Origin of the sequence: Azospirillum sp. A1-3, assembly GCF_023806445.1 — a bacterium.
Lineage (GTDB): Bacteria > Pseudomonadota > Alphaproteobacteria > Azospirillales > Azospirillaceae > Azospirillum.
This window is the reverse complement of the sequence record NZ_JAMSLU010000001.1, coordinates 764,314-784,255: the sequence shown is the minus strand read 5'-3', so window position 1 is coordinate 784,255 and position 19,942 is coordinate 764,314. Positions and strand designations below refer to the sequence as shown.

Sequence of the window (19,942 nt, the reverse complement as noted above, 5' to 3'; positions counted from 1 at the left end):
TATTGCGTTGCATAAATTGTTCGAAAGGGCCGCGGCGCGTTCATTCGTACGCACAGCCGGCCCACTGTGACAGAGGGTATCCGACATGACCGTTTCCGCCGACCTCCGCAAGCCCCGCAAGCTGGCCATGCTGGCGCTCGCTGCCGCATCGGCGCTGGCGCTGCTCGGCGTCGGCCCCGCGGACGCCCTGCCCTACCGCGACACGCTGACGCAATGGGCCGACCGGCTGGACGCCGCCGCCGTGGAGCTGGACCGCAACCCGGTGCAGCCGTCCACCCGGATCGGCGAAGGCGGCCTGATGAAGCTGGGCAGCAGCGGCGAGCGCGTCGGCCGGCTGTCGCAGCGTCTGGTCGAACTCGGCCTGCTGCCGGCGGACAAGGTGTCGGACGTCTTCACCGCCGACATCGACCGCGCGGTCAAGGCCTTCCAGCTCGCCCAGCGGATGAAGCCCGACGGCCTGATCGGCGCCGGCACCCGCGCCGCCCTCGACCGCACGCCGGCGGAGGCCGCGGCGCTGATGCGGCAGAGCGCCGTCGCGATGCGCAGCTTCCGCGACACCGCCCCGGACAATGTCCTGGTGGTGAACCTGACCGACCAGACCACCACGCTGGTGCGCGGCGGGGAGGAGGAGCTGACGATGCGCGCCATCGTCGGCCGGCCGTCGCGCGAGACGCCGCTGCTGACCGACCGCATCACCCACGTCATCGTCAACCCGACCTGGACCGTGCCGCCCACCGTCCTGAAGGAAGACAAGCTGCCGATGCTGCGGGCCAAGGGCGTGCCCGGCATCCAGAACGCCATCGTCTATCTCGACGGGCAGGAGGTGGCGCCGGAAACGGTCGACTGGCACGACGTCACGCCCGGCCGGGTCCGCATCGTGCAGCAGCCGGGCGACCACAACGCGCTCGGCCGGTTCCGCTTCAACCTGACGAACCCCTACGACATCTATCTGCACGGCACCAACGAGCCGCGGCTGTTCGCGCGCGAGCTGCGCTCCATCAGCTCCGGCTGCGTCCGGCTGGAGGACCCGCGCCGGCTGGCGGAGCTGCTGCTGCAGGGAACCAGCGTGACCCCGGCGCGGATCGACCGCATGCTGACCAAGCCGCAGCCGCAGTGGGTCAAGCTGCCCACGCCGATGCCAGTTCAATTCGTCTATTGGATCGCCACGGTCGAGGCCGACGGCGCCGTCCGCCTGCATCCGGACATCTACGACCGCCTGGACGACGTGCCGGTCGGCGTATCCGCCCCGGCGGCCGAACCGGCGCCCGGCTCGCTCCCGGCCGTCGCGCCGGCAACCGCCCCGGCGGTGACGCCGGCCGACACCGGCCGCGCCTCCATGCCCGAGGGCAGGAGCGGCACGGCAGAGGGGACGGCCGGCGGCACGGCGGAAAAGTCCCGCGTCTGAGGGGCTATCCCCGGCGGCGCGTCTTCTTGCTGCGGTTGGGCGGCACGGCGGTGGAGGCCGCTTCTTCCGGCGTCGGCCACGCATCACGGTCGCCGCGCATCGGAATGCCCATCTCGTCGCCCTGGTCGGCGAGGCCGGGCTGTTCGCCCTGATTGGCGATGCTCAGCACCGGCTCCACCGGCTCGGTGCGCATCGCGGTCGCTTCCGGACCGCCGGCCGGGTTGGGCTTCAGCGTGTCGCGGTAGTTGTCCTGGATCGCGATCTCCTCGCTGGCCAGTTCCCAATGGGCGGCGTCGCGGCCTTCCGGCCGGCCTTCGCGCTCCCAAATCTCATGCGCGCGCCGACGGATGCGGCTTTCCAAATCCTCGGCCATACGGGTCGTCTCCTTCACGGGTGGGCCTTCCAGAGGGGTTGCGGACGCGGCCCACGGCGCCTGTTCCGGCGCCCGGCCGCTCCGCCTGTCCCCTAATGAACCCCGCCGCTCCCCCGCCGGTTCCGGCATGCCTCTCCACCCGCCTTTGCCCACCCCTTGGGCATGCCCGGTGGCGGCACCGTTTCCGAACGGCAACGCCCCTGTGAAAAGCGGCGAAGCCGCCACATTTTCGCCGCTTGTCGTTTGAATTAACCCCTTCGGGATGATATTGCACCGCCATCAACCGGCGGTCCGCAGATAGTGGCTGGGCCAAGCGACGGGACCGATATGTTGCGCATTTCCTGGCCGAACGCCGCATCCCACAGTTCCAGCCTCCGGGTGGCCGACAGCCGCCGGGGCCGGGGCCTCGCGCTGGTCCTGCCGGCGTGCGGCCAGGGCTCCGGCGGGCTGCTCAAGGTCGCCCTGCTGGCCTGCGCGATCGCGTTGCCCGCCCTGCCCTCCCACGCCGCCGAATCGCCCGCCAAACGCCAGCCCGCCGCCAAGGTCGAGCAGAAGGCGCCGACCCCGGCTCCGGCCGCAGCCGCAGCCCCAGCCATACCCGATGGCCCGGTCCTGCAGCTGGGCATCTATTCCGGTGACGGCGACGCCTGGTGGAGCTGGAAGAACCTGCAGCGGCGCGAGCGTGATCTGACGGCTGGGATGACCGCCTCGGTCATGCTGCTGGACGGCAAGAGCGAGGCCGGCGGCGTGGCGCTTTACGCCCAGGTCGCCAAGGGCACCGACGCGCGGGCGCTGTGCCGGCGGATCGTCGGCGCCGGCTTCGGCTGCCTCGTCGTCGACCGCCCGGCCCCGACCGCGACGCCGGCGCCCGTCACGCTGGCGAAGACCGCTCCCGAAAAGGCCGCTCCCGAAAAGACTGCGCCCGCTCCCGAAGTCGCCCCCGTTCAGGCGGCATCACCAGCGGAGCCGGCCTTCGTTCCGTCGCCCGCGACCAAGCCGCCGGCCGTGACCGTGGCCGTCGCCCCGCCGCTGCCCGACAACAAGCCGCCGCAGCAGGCCGTCGAGCGCGAGACGGTGACGACGACGACCACCTCCGTCCTGGCGCCGATCGGCTCGGCCAATGCCGCTCCGCTGCCGCCGCCGTCGGTCGCCGCAGCCTTGCCGCCGGCCGAGGGCCTGGTCATCTACAATGAGGAAGATGCCCGCACCATGGCGGACATCGAGCAGCACAGCCGCCGCAAGGGCCGGCTGCGCTCGGTGATGCCGGATTCGCGCTACGACGTGATGCCGGCGACGCTGAAGCGGGAGAACTGGAACCTCTGCGCCCTGACCTTCGACGACGGGCCGCACCGCACGGTCACCCGCCAGGTTCTGGACATCCTGAACCGCGAAGGCGTGCGCGCCACCTATTTCCCGGTCGGCCGCATCGCCGAACGGCAGGGGGATCTGATCCGCGACTTCGTCGCCGGTGGACATGAGATCGGCAACCACAGCCTGACCCATTCCGACCTGCGCAAGATGGACGCCGCCGGCGCCCGCTACGAAATCGCGGAGACCAACCGCATCCTGCGCGAGTTCGGCGCCAACCCGGTGCTGTTCCGCCCGCCCTACGGCCGCTATTCGGACGATCTGCTGACCATCGCGCGAGAGGAGCATATGGGCTCCGTCCTGTGGTCGGTGGACACGCGCGACTGGCAGGTGCGCAACGCCGACAAGATCGTCAGCCAGATCAAGATCGCCGGCATGCCGGGCAACGTCTTCCTGATGCACTCCACCTATCCCAGCACGGCGCAGGCCCTGCCCCGCGTGATCGCAGAACTGAAGGCCAAGGGCTGCGAATTCGTCACCCTGTCGGAATGGCTGGAACGGGCGCGCGTCCTGGCACTGCCGAAGATCGTCAACGCCGGCATGCCCTCGCCGGTGGCCGGAACCCCCACGGACCGCCAGTAAGGGCCTGCGCTCTTACCGAGGGCCCTTACCGGGCGGGCTTGCCGTCCTGCTTCTTGCGGTTCTGGGCGTATTGGCGGATCACCGCATCGACTTCCGTCGGCAGGATCGTCCAGGTGGCGCCGATGGTGTCGCCCTTGATCTCCACCACCGCGACGGTCGCGTTGAAGGTGAATTTTCCGGCTGGATCATCGACCCGCACCGACACCTTGGCGTTCTGACCGACGATCAGCGACCCGTCGAAGCCGCGGGCAACGAAGCCCTTCGGCGTCAGCGACACGATGGGAAAGCTCTTACCGTCGCACTGGATGACGCTGACCGGCATGCGGCCGGCGGGCTTGGCCGCCTTCTTGTCCTTCACCGCGACCTTCAGAAAATCGAAAAGCCCCATCCCGCGCCCCCGGAAAACCGCCCCGGATCACCGGGAGGAAGGGCGAATGCCGCCCTCACCCGCGATTAAACGCGGACATGCTTCTTGGAGCAACGGAAACCTGATCGGGAGAAATCCCAGGGAAACCCGGGGAAGCGCATCAGCGGCGGACGGACTCCTGCATGGCGGCCCAGGCCCGCTGCGCCCGCCTGACGGACAGCAGCGCGAAGGGCAGCAGGGTCACCAGGACCACCGCCATCCCGACCATGACCGACAAGGCCCCCAGCGCATCGGAGGCGGGAAGCCGGGCAACCAGACCGGCCAGAAGATGCAGGATCAGCGCCCCCAGCACCGACACCGCCAGCAGCGGACCGACGACGGCCGGCAGCAGGCCAAGGGTGCCACGCCGCGAGCGCCCGGCAGTGCCGGCCGCAGCGGCATCCTCCGCCGCCCATCCCGACCGGCCCGCCGGGTACGGCATGCCGGCGACGCCCCGCACAACGCTCCGCATTGGCACCTCCGCTCTGGCTGTCTCTCCGCACTCCGTACGGCCGCATTTCGAAGGTCCGCCCGGATTACCGCCAGTCGGGGTACCGAGAGAACCGATGCGGGAACTATAGGATGCTTTCTCCGGCCTGGCTAAAATCCAATACGATTACCCCCTTGTGCAGAGCCCCACCCCTGCCCCGGCCCAAAGCATGGGCATCGAAAGTATAGGTCCGGCCAGCAGGCACGACGGGAGGCATGGCCGCCGGCAAAGCCGACGGTCTCCACAGAGGCTGTGGATAACTGTGTGGGCAAGCCGTGGGCAGTCCCGATTCGCGCTAGGCGATTCAAGGGGGCTACGGTGTTTGCCCAAAAATCAGGCAAATAACGCAAGCGCCTGATTTATAAAAGAAAACCCTGTTTTTTGGCTCTTGGAGCCCTGGCCGCGTGTCAACCGAAATCTGTCACATTCCGCCCGACCCTGCGATTTCACACCCTGTTGTGCCCTGTTGACAACTGCTCCCAAGGGCATTCCACCATCGTTGCGGGTGGGGCGGCCCTGATCGGCCGCCCTATGACCTTCGGAAAGGCGGGGTCTCCGCAACCGCCTGAACCCTTTAGCTCTCCGTCTTCGCCCAGCAGCGCAGAACCTCCGCCACGCTCCAGGCCTGGGAGATGCAGCCGCGCGGGGTGAAAGGCGCCTCGGCGTCGAAGATCTCGCTGATGGTGCCGATGCCGGCCTCGTCCAGATGCGGCAGGAAGCCCTCCAGCAGGCGTCGCGCCCCCGCCTTGTCCTCCGGGTGCAGCTTCAGCCACGCATCGACGTAGGGGCCGATCAGCCAGCCCCAGACGGTGCCCTGGTGATAGGCGGCGTCGCGCGCCCGCAGGTCGCCGAAATACTTCGCCTTGTAGTCGCGGCAGCCCGGCGCCAGCGACCTCAAGCCCACCGGGGTCAGCAGGCGGCTGCGCACCGTCTCCACCACCGGCTCCCACCGCTCGCGCTCCAGGACCGGATGATCCAGCGAGACGGCGAAGATCTGGTTCGGCCGGCAGGCGATGTCGTCGCCATGCTCGCCATCCACCACGTCGAACAGGTGGCCGGCCGACGGGCACCAGAAGCGCGCGTTGAAGGAGGCGTGGGCCTGATCGGCCAACTCGCTCAGCGGACGGGCGGCGGCCTCGCCGTCCTCCTCGCGCAGCCAGCCGGCCATCAGCCGCAGGGCGTTGTGCCACAGCGCGTTGATCTCCACCGCCTTGCCCCGCCGCGGCGTCACCACCCAGTCGTCGACCTTGGCGTCCATCCAGGTCAGCTGGTAGCCCTCCTGCCCCTGGCGCAGCAGCCCGTCCTTCGGGTCGACGCCGATGCCGAACCGGGTGCCGCGGCGGTGGAAGTCGATCACCTCGCGCAGCTTGGGCAGCAGCAGGCGCAGCGTGTCGCGGTCGCCGGTGGCGCCCAGATAGCGGTGCAGCGCGTGGAAGAACCACAGCGTCGCGTCGGCGGTGTGGTACAGCCCGCGGTCCTTGCCGTCGGGGAACATGTTGGGGATCAGGCCGTCGCGGATGTAATGGCCGAAGGTGTGCAGGATCCAGCCCGCCTCCAGATGGCGCCCGGTGGCCAGCGTCAGCCCTTCCAGCGCGATCATGGTGTCGCGGCCCCAGTCGGTGAACCAGTGGTAGCCGGCGATCACCGTCCGCACCTCGTCGCCTTCGGCCCGCGCCCGCATCTGGTCGGCGACACGGCCGGCCGGCACGAACAGGAAGCTGTCGGCGGACAGCACCAGCTCCGCCATCGCCCCTTCGCGCAACGCGGGATGGGCGTTCTGGATGATGCGGCGGCGGCGCTCCGTCTCGAACACCAGCACGTCCGCCGGCGGCAGAGCCTCCAGCCGCCACCAGTCCTCGGTCGCGGCGGCGAAGGTGATGCTCTGGCCCGCCCCGACCTCGCCGCTGAAATAGCCGGGCGTCCACAGCGAGCCGCGCGCCTGATAGCCGCGTTCGTCCTCCACCCGGTAATAGACGTCGCGCCGGATGCCGCCGTCGAGCGTCATCGGGAAATCGCCGCCCTCGATCGCCATGCGCAGCACCGGCAGGTCGGGGCCGGCGGAAACCTCGTAGCGCTGCCCGGCCGCGGTGATGCGATAGGCGCCGGCCAGCGGCCGGTCGACCGCCGATTCCAACGTGCGGAAGGCCATCACCGGCCGCAGGCGCAGCTGCACCGGCGCCTTCGCCTCCATCACCCGGTAGGTGACATGGACGATGTTCTGGCCGTGGGGCAGGACGACCTGCTTCTCGATCACCGCCCCGCCGGCGCGGAAGCGCCAGACCGGCAGCCCTTCCTCCATGCGGAATTCCTGCAGGGCGGCGGTCTGCCCCTCCTCCCCCGCTTCGCCGCCCGCCGGATCGCCACCGGTATCGCGGCAGCTCAGGCGATAGCTGCGGCCGTCGGCGTCGATGACCACGTCGCTCAACTGGCTCAGCATCAGCACGCGGCCGAGCGGGGCCGGCAATGCCGCGATCAGCAGCCCGTGGTAGCGCCGCGTCACCGCTCCCGACACCGACCCGGAGGCATAGCCGCCAAGACCGTTGGCGACCAGCCATTCACGGGTTTCGGCACCTTTCGGACCGGTGTTCAGAACCTCGCGCGACAGGGTGCGGACGAAATCAGCCATGGGGACCTACGCTCAGCTATCGGTTTCCGACCCTTGGGAAACCACGATGACCGGGGTTGTGTTGCCTCCGCTATCGTCGCTTTTCGTCGGAAAATCGCGTGCGGGGGTCAGAACCAGCGCCGCATGGCCGGGCAGCCGCCATGCGCCGTCCGGCTGTTCCACCGCCGCCGTGCCGCAGCCGCCATAGGTCGGCTCCTCGCTGGACCACAGCACCGTCCATGCCCCGTCGAGTGGCGGGGCCAGCAGCGGCTCCGCCAGCGCGCGGAGCGTCAGGTCGCGGCCCAGATTGACCAGGACCAGACGGTCGTCGCCCTCTTCCTCCCCGAAGAAGCGCAGGACGAACGCCTCCTCGCCCAGCACCGCGCCGTCCAGCCCGCCAACGCGCTGGGCGGCGAACACCGGGTCCTCCCGGCGCAGGCGCAGCAGGTCGCGGTGCATCGTCCAGACCGCGGCGTTGACCTCCCGCTCGCGGTGGTCGAGCTTGCAGCGGGTGAAGCTGTCCTCCGCCTGCGGCTTGGGCAGCCCGGTCCGCATCGCCGGCTCGGCGATGCTGGGGAACTGCGCCAGGAACTCCGCCCTGCCCGCCTCGACCAGCTTGGCCAGGTCCGGCTTGTGGTCGGCGAAATAGAGGAAGGGGGCGCCGGCCGCGAACTCCTGCCCCTGGAACAGCATCGGCGTGCCGGGACCAAGCAGGATCAGCGCCGTCATCGCCCGCAACAGCCCCGGCGTGGTCAGCGCATGCAGCCTCAAACCGCGGGCGGAGTTGGCGATCTGGTCGTGGTTCTGCAGGAAATTGACGAAGGCTGGCCGCGGCATGGCGAAGGCGGGCATGCCCCGCCGCTTGCCCTGCCAGCGATACCACTGCCCCTGATAGAGGAAGCCGTGCTTCATCGCCGACACCAACTCCTGCGGCGTGCCGCGATAGTCGGTGTAATAGGCCTCGTTCCTGCCGGTCAGCGCCACCATCGCCGAATGGTGCAGGTCGTCGTTCCAGATGGCGCACAGCCCGCAGCCGCCCTCGTCGGCCGGCTTCACCATGCTGGCGTGCTGCGGCTCGTTCTCCCCCACCAGGATGGTGGCGCGCCCGCCGGCCGCCTTGCGCACGGCGCGGGAGATCTCGGTCAGGATGTGCGGCTCGCCACGGTCTTCGCTGGCGTCATGAATCGACTGGGTGGCGTCCAGCCGCAGCCCGTCCAGATGGTATTCCTCGATCCAGAAGGCGGCGTTGCACAGGAAGAACTCCCGCACCGGCGCGGAGTTGGCGCCGTCGAAGTTGATCGGCTCGCCCCACTCGTTCTTGTGGCGGTCGGTGAAATAATCGTCGGAAAAGCATTTCAGGTAATTGCCGTCCGGGCCAAAGTGGTTGTAGACGACGTCCAGTATGACGGCGAGCCCCAGCCGGTGCGCACCGTCGACGAAACGCCGCATGGCGTCGGCATCGCCATAAAGCCGCGTCGGCGCGAACAGGTTCACCCCGTCATAGCCCCAACCGAAGCAGCCGGGAAACTCCGACACCGGCATGACCTCCAGCACCGTCACGCCGAGGTCGGCCAGCGCCGGCAGCTCCCGCAGCGCTGCGTCCCAGGTCCCTTCCTGCGTGAATGTGCCGATGTGCATCTCGTAGATCACCTGGCCCCGGATGGCGCGGCCCTGCCAGTCCTGATCGGTCCAGGCGAAGCGGTGCGGATCGACCAGTTGCGAGGCCCCATGCGGCCCCTCGGGCTGGAAGCGCGACATCGGGTCGGGATAAAGCATGTCGCCGCCGTCCAGCCGGAAGCGGTAGAGCCCGCCTGCCTCCAGCCCCGGCACGACGCCGGAGAAATAGCCGTTGCCCTCGCCCTCCAGCGCCGTCGCCCGTCCGTCCGGTTCGGCCATAAGCTCCACCCGTCCGGCCTTCGGCGCCCAGACCCGCGCATGGGCGCCGCCGGGCAGCAACTCCACACCGATGGGCCAGCGGCGTTTGACGGTGGCCTGCGCCTGTTCGACAGGCGGTACGGCGGCGGACATCTTCACGGCAGTTGCCCCCGATGAGTGATGCGGATTTGCCTTGCGGGGATGGTCAACAGGGGTGGGGCGGCGTGGTCACGGGTGGGCTGAAAATTGTTTCAGGGGCTAAGGGTTTCGGGGTGGGTATCGGCTTCGGATGCCCCCACCCCGTCCCCTCACACCCGCTCCCCAAAGCTCCGCGCCGCCGCGTCGATCACCAGCGGGTGGGCGCGCAGCGCGGTCAGCGCCGCTTCGACCTTGTCGTCGGTGACCTCCAGCGTCACCAGCACGTCCGAGCGGTCGCCGCGCTCGGCGTCGCGCTCCTCCCGGCCAAGCTGCACGACATCGCCGAAGCGGTCGCGCAGGCTGCCGACGATCTCGGCCTCCACACCCCGGCCGCGTTCGGCGGGATAGGCATAGACCAGTTCCATGGCGGCTCTCCCTTCTCACTCTAGCCTTGCGGGGCGAAGACGACGCGCAGGCAGTCGTCGGCCTTCTCCTTGAACATGCGGTAGGCCTGCGGACCGTCGTCCAGCGGCAGCCGGTGCGTCATCAGATAGGACGGATCGAGGTCACCATTGCGGATGTGCTCGAACAGCCGGTCGGCATAGCGCTGGCCGTTCTGCTGGCCCATGCGGAAGGTCAGACCCTTGTTCATCGCCGCCCCCATCGGGAACTTGTCGATCAGCCCGCCATAGACGCCGACGATCGACAGGGTGCCGCCCTTGCGGCAGCTCTCGATCATCTGGCGCAGCACCGCCGGCCGGTCGGTCTGCAGCCCCACCGCCTGCTTGGCTCGGTCGTACAGGTCCTCCACCGCGTTCGACGCGCTGTCGGCCTCCATGCCGACGGCGTCGATGCAGACGTCGGGACCGCGCCCGCCGGTCATCGCCTGCAGCGCGTCGAAGATGTCGACGCGGCTATAGTCCAGTGTCTCGGCCCCCACCTTCATCTGGGCGGCGCGCAGCCGGTCGGGAAAGCGGTCGATGCCGATCACCCGCTCCGCCCCCAACAGATAGGCGCTGCGGATCGCCATCTGGCCGACGCCGCCGCAGCCCCACACCGCCACCACGTCGCCCGGCTTGATGCCAGCCATGTCGGCGGCCATGTAGCCGGTCGGCACCGCGTCCGACACGAAGACCGCCTTCTCGTCGCTGACTCCCTCCGGCACGCGGAAGGCGTTGAAGTCGGCATAGGGCACACGGATATATTCCGCATGGCTGCCGGCATAGCCGCCGAAGGCATGGCTGTAGCCGAAGATGCCGGCGCCGCAATGGCCGTAGGCGGTGCGGGCATAGTCCGGATTCGGGTTGGAGTTGTCGCACAGCGAGCTTTCGCCGTGCTGGCAATGCCCGCAATGGCCGCAGCCGATGATCGACACGGTGATGACCCGGTCGCCGCGGTTGAGATAGCGGACCTCCGGCCCCTTCTCCACGATCTCGCCGAGGAATTCGTGGCCGATGATGTCGCCGGGCCGCATGGTCGGCACATAGCCGTCGATCAGATGCAGGTCCGACCCGCAGACCGACGACAGCGCCACCTTGACGATCACGTCATGCGGATTGACCAGCACCGGGTCGGGCACCCGCTCCACCCGCAGGTCGTTGGTTCCGTTCCAGCAGAGCGCCTTCATTCCGTCGCCTCCCGGAAAGTACCCGATCCGTTTCCGCGCGGCTGCCGTTCGATGGTCGACAGTTCGCCGGTCTCCACCCGCTGTTTCAGCCGGCGCAGCGCCTCTTCCGCCTGCCCTTCCGGCGTCACGCCCAGCAGCGCCGCCACCTCGGTGGCCGGAACCCGGTAGACCAGCGTCAGCCGCACCTCCGTCCCGCGGTCGCCCGGCGCCGGGCTCAGCATCAGCGAGGCGCGGTGCGGCAGAGCCGTCTCGCCCACCGTGTGCCAGGTCAGCAGCCGGTCCTCGTCGACACGGTCGAGCACGCAACGCCAGCTCGGTCCCTCGCCACCCGAAACGGCTTTGGCGAGCCAGCGGCTTTCGGTGGCCGACAGCACGTCGACCCGCTCCAGCTGCGGCATCAGCTTCGGCAGGTTGGCGAAGTTGCGCCAGAAGCGGAAGACCGCCCCCGGTTCCGAGGCGATGGTGACGACCGCCTGCGTGCGCTCCGGCGTCAGCGACCGGCGGCGGGAGGCCGGGACGCTGCGCCAGGCACCGGGGTTCGGCACGGCACGCAGGGACCGCTCACCCAGGGGCCGCAAGCCCAGCGCGCCGACGGCGAACAGGCCGGCACCGCCCAGCGCCAGCATCGCCCCGCCCCATCCCGACCGCCGCAATCCGATCACGCCCAGCGCGGTGCCGCCCATCATGGCGAGCCAGCGGCCGCCGGTCGCGGCCTCGCCCGAGCCCAGGTCCGACCCCAGGTTTGAAAGAAAAGAGTCCGGCTGCGGCCAGCGGCCCCGCCCGGTCAAACTGTTCGACGCCATCGCCGCTCCTTTCCCGTCTGTGCAAATTCTTCGGCCAAAGCCTTTGGGCCAAAGCCTTTGGACAGAGAACAGCCGGGTTGCGGCTTCGTTTCCTCGCTTGCCTCGGCAAACGGCAACCGCGGGGCGTTCCCGCTGTTAGCATCTTCAGCAGCCAAGATCGGAAGGGAGAAGGGCCGTGCCGCTTCTGGACGCCACCATGGGCATCGCCGACGCCGAAGGCTTTCAGCCGGTGACGCTGGAAACCGACCGTGGCCCGGTCGAGGCCCGCTATTACCCGGTGCCGGGCGGGGAACTGGCGGCGCTGTGGGTCGGCGGGGTCGGCGGCGGCTTCGACACGCCGGCGCGCGGGCTCTATCCCCGGCTGGGCGCCGACCTGACCGCGGACGGCATCGCCTCGTTGCGCCTGCGCTTCCGCGATCCACGCGACCTGGAGGAGGCGGTTTACGACCTGTTGTGCGGGCTGAGCTTCCTCGGCCGCCAGGGCATCCACCATGTGGCGCTGGTCGGCCATTCCTTCGGCGGGGCGGTGGTCATCCAGGCGGCGGCGTCGAACCGCGGCGCCGTCTGCACGGTGGTGACGCTGGCGACCCAGGGCTACGGCACCGACCCGGTGGGCGACCTGTCCTGCCCCATCCTGCTGATCCACGGCGAGGCGGACGAAATCCTGCCGCCCAGCTGCTCCATCCACGTCCACCGCAAGGCGCGCGAGCCGAAGAAGCTGGTCCTGGTCCCCGGCACCGGCCACGCCCTGGACGAGGCGTCGGAGGCGGTCTGCCGCGAGGTGCGCGACTGGCTGAAGGAGAATCTGCTGAGGAAGTAGGGGGCGACGAAGTGTACCGACTGCCCCCTCCCCATCCCTCCCCCGCGTTCCGCGGGAGAGGGGGCAGGATGCTTGTCTGCGTGACGCAAGCGCAAAGCGGCGGCAGTCCCCTCTCCCGCCGAAGGCGGGGGAGGGCTAGGGAGGGGGCACCGAGCGCCCCTCAGCTTTCCTTCGCCTTGTGCGTGTCGCTGATCGGCTGCACGCCGGCCGGCTGTTCCTGCTGCTGTTGAGGTTGCTGCTGCTGGGGCTGCTGCTCCGGCGACGGTTCGCGGCGCGGCGGGCCGGCCTTCACGTCCTGATAGACCGCCTTGGCGATCTCCAGCAGTTCCTCCTTCGACAGGCGGCCGGCCAGCGCATAGGCCAGCGGACCCTCGACCCAATAGAAGGTGGCGACGTCGCCGTTCTGGGTGAAGCTGAAGTTGGACTGGTTGCCGGCCTGGGGAGCCCCAACGAACAGGGTGATCCGCTTGTTGCCGTCGTTGGCATACATATACTGCGCGCCGGCACCGAGATCGGTCGGCAGCGACCGGCCGCCGATCAGCCGGTAGCCGACGCGGCCCAGGTCCGGACCGAACACGTCGCGGCCCATCCGCTTGGACAGCCAGCCGTTCAGCTCGTCCTGATTGTCGGCGCCAAGCTCCACCTGGAACCGTTCGTCGGACGTATAGAAGCGGTGCGCCTGCGTCGCCTCCTGGGCGAAGGTGGCCAGCGTCTGGCGCTGCTGGGCGACCGGGGCCGCGGCCTGCTGGTCGGCGCCACGGCCCATCCAGCCGCCGGCCGCACCGGCGACCACCAGCATCACCGCCGCGGCGAATCGCACCAGCGGGCGGGCATGCCAGGCCGGACGGTTGTCGTTGAAGGCGATGCGACCCTTCAGCCGGTCGGACAGCTCCTGAACCGTGTCGCTCGGCGGCTCGCGCAGGACGGCGTCGAACATCTCGTGCAGCAGCAGCCCCTGGGCGCGGTAATCCTCCGCCCGGCGCGCCGCCTCCGGATCCTCGGCAAGCCATCGCTCCACCGCCAGACGGCGGTTGCCGTCCAGCTGGCCATCCACATAGGCGTGGAGTTCGTCCTCCGTGACCCGTCCAGTCGCTTGATGCGCGTTCATCACTTCACCCGCCGGAGGGTGACGCCACCCTCGTTCGCCAGTTTCGCCCGCACCGCCTCGCGCGCCCTGGAGAGGCGCGACATGACGGTCCCGATCGGTACGCCGAGCATGTCGGCGACCTCGTCATATTTCAGGCCCTCCAGCGCCACCAGAAGCAGCACCTTGCGCTGTTCCTCCGGCAACTCGTCGACCGCGCGCATCATCTCGCGCAGCTCGACACGCTCTTCCTGCCGGGCCGGGCTGACCAGCTTCGATTCGACGTCGGCGACGTCGACCTCCTGCGGCCGGGCGGCCTTGGAACGGACCTGATTGACGTGGACGTTGTGCAGGATGGTGAAAAGCCATGCCCGCAGGTTCGTCCCCGCCTGGAAGCTGTCGGCGCGCGCCACCGCGCGCGTCAGCGCCTCCTGCACCAGATCTTCCGCATCCGCACCGTTGCGCAGCAACGCACGCGCGTAGCGCCGCAAGGACGCGATGTGGACTTCCAGATCGACCCCGAATTTGCTCAACCGCGCACCCGATCCTTACCGGTAACGCCACGGCTCACGCCATGGCCTCCCCCTTCCAGCGAGAGGCCGGACGGGACGACGAGGGCGCCGCAACTCCAGGGCCGGGCCGGCTCACTCGACCCTGCGGCCGAAATGGGGACCCGATGCATATGGGTGCGAACGCGCGCCGCGCATCCTTTATTCCAGACTTTGTCGGGCTTGCAGCAAAATTTGTGCGGTACGGCCACGCTTGTGCCGAAAAGGCTTCAGGCGGACGGCGTAGATGATCGGATGGGATATGCCCACCCTGGAGTTGCCCTGGAAAAATGGAGAGCCCTCGGTCTTCGGCTATGGGGGCAATCATGCGGACGTGGCCCCTGCCGCATCTTTCACCCTTTGGAGACGACCCGCCCGTCGCGCAAGGTCACCGTGACGTCGAAACGGCCGAAGATCGTCTCGTCGTGCGTGACGACCAGGATCGCCGCCTGCTGCTCGATGGCGAGCCGGCGCAGCAGGTCCATCACCATGGCGGCGCGCCCGGAGTCCAGGGCCGCCGTCGGCTCGTCGGCCAGGATGATGCGCGGACGATTGGCGAGCGCGCGGGCGATGGCGACACGCTGCGCCTCGCCGCCCGACAGCCGCGACGGCAGCGTCGCGCTGCGGTGTCCCACCTCCAGATAGTCCAGCAAGGCCCGCGCACGGCGCCGCGCCTCGGCGCCGGGAACGCCGGCAAGGTCGAGCGCGACCGCGACGTTCTCCTCGGCGGTGAGGAACGGCAGCAGGTTGTGGAACTGGAAGATGAAGCCGATCTTCTCCAGCCGCAGCCGGCGCAGGTCGGATCGCAGCCAGCGACCGTCGTAGACCGTCTCGCCGTCGAGATCCAGGCGGCCCCGCGTCGGCTCGACGATGCAGCCGATCAGGTTCAGCAGCGTCGTCTTGCCCGATCCGCTGGGGCCGAGCAGCCCGACCACCTGCCCCGGATAGACCCGCAGGTCGGTGTCCTTCAGCGCATGCACGGCGGTCTCGCCGCGGCCATAGGTCTTGGCGAGTCCCCGAAGCTCGACGAGCGGCGCGGCCATCGCCCTACCCTCCCAGCGCCGTGGCCGGATCGACCTTGAGCGCCAGGCGCACGCCAAGCCCGCTCGCCGCCACGCACAGGACCAGCACCGCCGCGCCCAGCATCAGCGCGTCCTCCGGCAACAGCAGCAGGCGGCGCGGAAAGTGATCCTTGGCGAGCAGAATGAGCAGCGTGCCGGCACCCCAGCCGATGAGCCCCATGGCGAGCGCCTGCTGCACGATCAGGGCGACGATGGTGCGGTCGGGCGCGCCGATGAGCTTGAGCGTGGCGATGGCCTTCACCTTGTCCATGGTCAGCGTGTAGAGGATCAGCGCGATCACCACGGCCGAAACCGCCAGCAGGATCGCCGTGAACAGACCGATCTGCCGGCGCGCCTTTTCGACCACCGATCTCAGCAGCAGCCCTTCCTGGTCCTCCTGCGTCAGCGCCCCGAGGTGTTTCCAGCGCGCCGCGTCGGCCGCGACGCCGGGCGCCGGCACGCCGGGCAGCAGCCGCGCCACCACCGCGTTCACGGTGTCGAGTCCGGCCGGGCGGGCGCCGCGCGCCAATTCGCGCCGGGCGGCGGGCGGGTCCAGTTCGAACTGCAGGCGCTGGCTGTCCTTCAGCGTCAGATGGACCACCGGATCGCCGCCCGACGCGACGATGCCCTCGGTCAGCCCCACCACCTCGTAGGAGTACCGCCCCAGCCGCACCCGCTCGCCGATCTCCAGCCCGGCGCGGCGGTCGGCGAGCATTTCGTAGTGGCTGCGGGTGATCGGCCGCCCGGCGACGAGGCGTTTCGGTTCGCCCGGCCGGCCCGGCTCGTAGCCGACCACGTACAGGCGCAACGTCCGCCCCCGGTGTGCGGTTTCCACCGACTGGAAGGTGAGCGATCCCGCCGCCGCCACCCCGGCCAACCGCGCCACCGCGTCGCGCGTGTCGCCGGGAATGCGCGAGGCCTCGGCAAACGGGCCGCGGGTGCCGGATTCGACGATCCACAGGTCGGCGCCGGGCGCGCGCACCAGGGTCAGCGCCTCGTCCACCAGCCCACGGTAGATGCCGATCATCGACAGCACGACGCCCAGCAGCAGGCTCAGCCCCAGACAGGTCAGCAGAAAGCGGCCGAGGTTGTGGCGGACATCGCGCAGGGCGAGGTTCATGGCGGCGTCCCCAGCGGATCGGCACGCCGGCCCTCGCGCAGGCCGGGCACGGCGGCGACCACCGGCCGCGCGCCATCGGGTAGGCCGCCGGTCACCTCCAACCGGCCGTCCAGCGTGCGCCGGCCGAAACTCAGCGCGCGGCGGGCGAGGCGGTCGTCCTCGACAGTCCACACCGTGCCGCTCCCTCCGTCGAAGCGGTCGATTGCCGTCTGCGGCACCAGCACGGCGCGCGGCAGGCGGCCCACCGCGATGGTCGCCTCGACCTGTTCGGCAAGGTAGACGCGCGGCGGGCAGACCTCGCATTTCAGATAGACTTTCCGCTCCTCGGTGACGCGGTCGCTTTCCAGTTCGATGCGCGTCACGCGCGCCCGAAAGGTCTCGCCGGGATGCGAACGCAACCGCACCGTCGCAACCTGCCCTTCCACGAGGCCGCCGGCCGAGGCCTCGTCGATGTGGACCAGCGCCCAGACGCTGTCCGGGGCGATCAGGGTGAACAGCGGCTCGCCGGGATTGACGGCGGCGCCCAGTTCCTTGTGGCGGACGATCACCAACGCGTCGAACGGAGCGGTCAGCGTGTAGCGGTCGAGCCGCGCGGATTCGTAACGCAGCCGCGCCTCGGAATCGGCAACGGCGGCTTCCGCCACCGCAAGGTCGGACTGCGCCACCGTCAGTTCCGCTTCGGCGACGCGCAGGTCGGCGGCGCTGTCCTCCGCCACCTCCACCGACACGCTGCCCTTGGCCAGCAGTTGCTGCCGTCGTCCGGCGGCCTGCCGGCGCTTGTCGAGCAGTGAATGCGCCTTGAGGATGGTGGCCTCCGCCCTGGCGCGCGCCGCCCGCGCCTGCCCGACGGCGGCCTTGGCCTCGGCAACGCGGGCGTCCTGCTGGCGGGTGTCGAGGCGGGCGAGCACAGCGCCCTGCGGCACGCGGTCGCCGTGGTCGGCGAACAGCTCCGTCAGCGTGCCGGCGACCTCCAGCCCGACCGCCGAGCGCACCCGCGCCTCCACTGTGCCGATGCCGTAGACCTCCAAAGGAACGTCGCCCTCCGCCGCCGCAACCGGCACCGCCAGCGGACGCAGCCACAACGCCCAGGCCCCGCCGGCCAGGGCGCCGAGAATCAGGAGCAGCGCGAGACCGAGCCGCAGCCGACGCATGTCCGGATTCCCTTCGCCCGTTCCCCATTGCGGAAACGATACACCCCGCCACGCACCCGCGTCGGTGAGATAGTCACCGACGCGCCGGGACGAACCGCCGCAGGTCAACCGAAAGGCTGCCCGATCATGTCCGAGGGATGGTGTGTCTTATCCGACGCGATGCACGACGGGGGCGAGGGGGCCGACGGCCTGTCGGAATCGCCTGGAATGCGTGGTGGGCCCGGCCGGATTCGAACCGACGACAACACCGTTATGAGCGGCGCGTTCTAACCGCTGAACTACAGGCCCTACCGCGGGGCGCACTTTGCGACAAAGCTTCGGGGAAATGCAACCCCTCGTTCATCGGTCCGACACGGAAGTCCGAAAACGAAAACGGGGGCCAACCGGCCCCCGCTTCGTCTCAAACCGGAACGCTTCCAATCAGGTATCCAGGAAGCTGCGCAGCTTGCGCGACCGCGACGGGTGCTTCAGCTTGCGCAGCGCCTTCGCCTCGATCTGGCGGATACGCTCGCGGGTCACGTTGAACTGCTGGCCGACCTCTTCCAGAGTGTGGTCGGTGTTCATGCCGATGCCGAAGCGCATGCGCAGCACACGCTCCTCGCGCGGGGTCAGCGAGGCCAGGACACGGGTCGTCGTCTCGCGCAGGTTCGCCTGGATGGCGGCATCGAGCGGCAGGACCGCGTTCTTGTCCTCGATGAAATCGCCGAGATGCGAATCCTCCTCGTCGCCGATCGGCGTTTCGAGGGAGATCGGCTCCTTGGCGATCTTCAGGACCTTGCGGACCTTCTCCAGCGGCATCATCAGACGCTCGGCCAGCTCTTCCGGGGTCGGCTCGCGGCCGATCTCGTGCAGCATCTGGCGGCTGGTGCGGACCAGCTTGTTGATCGTCTCGATCATGTGGACCGGGATGCGGATGGTCCGCGCCTGGTCCGCGATGGAGCGGGTGATGGCCTGTCGAATCCACCAGGTGGCGTAGGTCGAAAACTTGTAGCCGCGCCGGTACTCGAACTTGTCCACCGCCTTCATCAGGCCGATGTTGCCCTCCTGGATCAGGTCCAGGAACTGCAGGCCGCGGTTCGTGTACTTCTTGGCGATGGAGATGACGAGACGCAGGTTGGCCTCGACCATCTCCTTCTTGGCACGGCTCGCTTCCTTCTCGCCCTTCTGGACGGTGGAGACGATGCGGCGGAACTCGTTGATCGGCAGGCGCGCTTCCTCGGCGACGTTGGAGATCGCCTCGCGCGTCTTGCGGATGTCGCCGTCGTACTTCTCCGCGAACTTGCCCCAGGTCTTGGGGTTCAGGCCACGGATGCGCTCCAGCCAGTTCGGGTCCAGCTCGTGGCCGAAATACTGGTTCAGGAAGTCCTCGCGCTTCACCCGGCACTCGGTCGCCATGCGCAGCAGGCGGCCTTCGAAGCCGGTCAGCTTGCGGTTCAGGCCATAGAGCTGCTCGACCAGCTGTTCGATGCGCTGGTTGTTCAGGCGGACGGTGTTCATCAGCTCGACCATTTCGAGCTTCAGCTTGTCGTACTTCTTGTCCGTCTGCTTGGCGACGTCCTCACCGCGCTGCATCGCGCCCATGCGGGCCTCGTGCAGCTTGTGCAGCTTGTCGTAGGTCGCCTTGATGTTCTCGAAGGTCTCGATGACCTGCGGCTTCAGCGCGGCTTCCATCGCGGACAGCGACAGGCTGTTCTCGCCCTCGTCGCCTTCATCGCCCTCTTCGCCCTCGCCTTCGGCGCGCGGCGGACGCGGCTCGTCGCCGTCCTCCTCGGCCGCCGGCGTTTCGGAGGCTGGGGCCGGGGCAGCGGCGGCACCAGGGGCGCCACCGGCTTCGACCACCTCGGCCAGACCTTCCGGAATCTCCTCACCGTCCGGGCCGCCGCCATAGGTGGCGTCCAGATCGATGATGTCGCGCAGCAGCATCTTCCCTTCCATCAGGGAATCATGCCACTCCAGGATGGCGCGGATGGTCAGGGGCGATTCGCAGATCGCGCCGATCATCATCTCGCGGCCGGCCTCGATCCGCTTGGCGATGGCGATTTCGCCTTCGCGCGACAGCAGCTCCACCGAACCCATCTCGCGCAGATACATGCGCACGGGGTCGTCGGTGCGGCCGATGTCGTCGTCGTCGAGATTGCCCGACGAACGGCCTTCGCCCTCGCCTGCCCCCTCGCCGCTGTTCTCCGAATCCTGCTCTTCCGATTCGACGATGTTGATGCCCATTTCGGACAGCATCGCCATCGTGTCTTCGATCTGCTCGGACGAGGACGAATCCTGCGGCAGCGCTGCGTTCAGCTCGTCATAGGTGACATACCCGCGCTCCTTGCCGCGGGCGATCATCTTCTTGACGGCCAAACCCATGCCGTCCATCAGAGGACCGTCTGCGGATTCCTCCCGCGTTTCGGAAACTTCCACGCTGTTCGCAGCTTTCGTGGCCATGCGATCGGTGCCCCCGCATTACCCCAGTGAATAAAGACGAAAGGAGC

17 protein-coding genes and 1 tRNA gene are annotated in these 19,942 nt (G+C 69.1%); 3 read left to right on the top strand and 15 right to left on the bottom strand.

Annotated elements, in window-relative coordinates:
- Positions 1–85 precede the first annotated feature (85 nt).
- On the top strand, positions 86–1,405 hold the full coding sequence (locus M5E06_RS03770) for a L,D-transpeptidase family protein (RefSeq protein ID WP_252137202.1): 1,320 nt from the start codon (positions 86–88) through the stop codon (positions 1,403–1,405).
- Positions 1,406–1,409: 4 nt separating this feature from the next.
- On the opposite strand, the gene M5E06_RS03765 is transcribed toward M5E06_RS03770, so the two are convergent.
- Positions 1,410–1,778, bottom strand: coding sequence for a DUF2934 domain-containing protein (locus M5E06_RS03765; protein WP_109074523.1), 369 nt, complete (start codon positions 1,776–1,778; stop codon positions 1,410–1,412).
- A 327-nt stretch (positions 1,779–2,105) separates the two neighbouring features.
- Here M5E06_RS03765 and M5E06_RS03760 point away from each other — a divergent pair, with 327 nt between their 5' ends.
- Positions 2,106–3,728 (top strand): polysaccharide deacetylase family protein, encoded by a 1,623-nt coding sequence (locus tag M5E06_RS03760; protein ID WP_252137201.1) that lies wholly within the window; start codon positions 2,106–2,108, stop codon positions 3,726–3,728.
- A 25-nt stretch (positions 3,729–3,753) separates the two neighbouring features.
- On the opposite strand, the gene M5E06_RS03755 is transcribed toward M5E06_RS03760, so the two are convergent.
- From M5E06_RS03755 to M5E06_RS03725, 7 genes are all read right to left on the bottom strand, one after another.
- A complete protein-coding gene (locus tag M5E06_RS03755; protein WP_109151499.1) occupies positions 3,754–4,116 on the bottom strand; it encodes a hypothetical protein in 363 nt (120 codons plus the stop codon).
- Positions 4,117–4,255: 139 nt separating this feature from the next.
- A complete protein-coding gene (locus tag M5E06_RS03750; RefSeq protein ID WP_109074526.1) occupies positions 4,256–4,606 on the bottom strand; it encodes a hypothetical protein in 351 nt (116 codons plus the stop codon).
- Positions 4,607–5,198: 592 nt separating this feature from the next.
- Positions 5,199–7,250 carry an amylo-alpha-1,6-glucosidase gene (locus tag M5E06_RS03745; RefSeq protein WP_252137200.1) on the bottom strand — a complete coding sequence of 684 codons (2,052 nt, stop codon included), beginning with the start codon at positions 7,248–7,250 and terminating at the stop codon, positions 5,199–5,201.
- 12 nt (positions 7,251–7,262) lie between these two features.
- A complete protein-coding gene (treZ, locus tag M5E06_RS03740; RefSeq protein WP_252138509.1) occupies positions 7,263–9,257 on the bottom strand; it encodes a malto-oligosyltrehalose trehalohydrolase in 1,995 nt (664 codons plus the stop codon).
- 155 nt (positions 9,258–9,412) lie between these two features.
- Positions 9,413–9,667, bottom strand: a complete 255-nt coding sequence (locus M5E06_RS03735; RefSeq protein ID WP_109074528.1) for a hypothetical protein — start codon at positions 9,665–9,667, stop codon at positions 9,413–9,415.
- 20 nt (positions 9,668–9,687) lie between these two features.
- Complete coding sequence (locus tag M5E06_RS03730) at positions 9,688–10,869, bottom strand: zinc-dependent alcohol dehydrogenase (protein ID WP_109151502.1); 1,182 nt, start codon at positions 10,867–10,869, stop codon at positions 9,688–9,690.
- Positions 10,866–11,672, bottom strand: coding sequence for an SRPBCC family protein (locus M5E06_RS03725; RefSeq protein WP_252137199.1), 807 nt, complete (start codon positions 11,670–11,672; stop codon positions 10,866–10,868). The genes M5E06_RS03730 and M5E06_RS03725 overlap by 4 nt, the downstream gene beginning before the upstream one ends.
- A gap of 175 nt (positions 11,673–11,847) precedes the next feature.
- Between M5E06_RS03725 and M5E06_RS03720 the strand changes: the two genes are divergently transcribed.
- Entirely contained in the window at positions 11,848–12,492 is a 645-nt protein-coding gene (locus M5E06_RS03720) for an alpha/beta hydrolase (protein ID WP_252137198.1), read from the top strand.
- A gap of 160 nt (positions 12,493–12,652) precedes the next feature.
- On the opposite strand, the gene M5E06_RS03715 is transcribed toward M5E06_RS03720, so the two are convergent.
- The 7 genes from M5E06_RS03715 to rpoD form a co-directional block, all read right to left on the bottom strand.
- Positions 12,653–13,600: an anti-sigma factor family protein gene (locus M5E06_RS03715; protein WP_252137197.1), complete on the bottom strand. Its 948-nt coding sequence runs from the start codon at positions 13,598–13,600 to the stop codon at positions 12,653–12,655.
- Positions 13,600–14,109: a sigma-70 family RNA polymerase sigma factor gene (locus tag M5E06_RS03710; RefSeq protein WP_085089022.1), complete on the bottom strand. Its 510-nt coding sequence runs from the start codon at positions 14,107–14,109 to the stop codon at positions 13,600–13,602. The genes M5E06_RS03715 and M5E06_RS03710 overlap by 1 nt, the downstream gene beginning before the upstream one ends.
- Before the next feature lie 368 nt (positions 14,110–14,477).
- Positions 14,478–15,167 (bottom strand): ABC transporter ATP-binding protein, encoded by a 690-nt coding sequence (locus M5E06_RS03705; RefSeq protein ID WP_252137196.1) that lies wholly within the window; start codon positions 15,165–15,167, stop codon positions 14,478–14,480.
- 4 nt (positions 15,168–15,171) lie between these two features.
- Entirely contained in the window at positions 15,172–16,305 is a 1,134-nt protein-coding gene (locus tag M5E06_RS03700; RefSeq protein WP_252137195.1) for an ABC transporter permease, read from the bottom strand.
- Positions 16,302–17,456, bottom strand: coding sequence for an efflux RND transporter periplasmic adaptor subunit (locus M5E06_RS03695; RefSeq protein WP_252137194.1), 1,155 nt, complete (start codon positions 17,454–17,456; stop codon positions 16,302–16,304). Before M5E06_RS03695 ends, M5E06_RS03700 begins: the two co-directional genes overlap by 4 nt.
- 212 nt (positions 17,457–17,668) lie before the next feature.
- Positions 17,669–17,744 (bottom strand) — tRNA-Ile (locus tag M5E06_RS03690).
- 132 nt (positions 17,745–17,876) lie between these two features.
- Positions 17,877–19,895, bottom strand: a complete 2,019-nt coding sequence (gene rpoD, locus M5E06_RS03685; protein WP_252137193.1) for an RNA polymerase sigma factor RpoD — start codon at positions 19,893–19,895, stop codon at positions 17,877–17,879.
- Positions 19,896–19,942 lie beyond the last annotated feature (47 nt).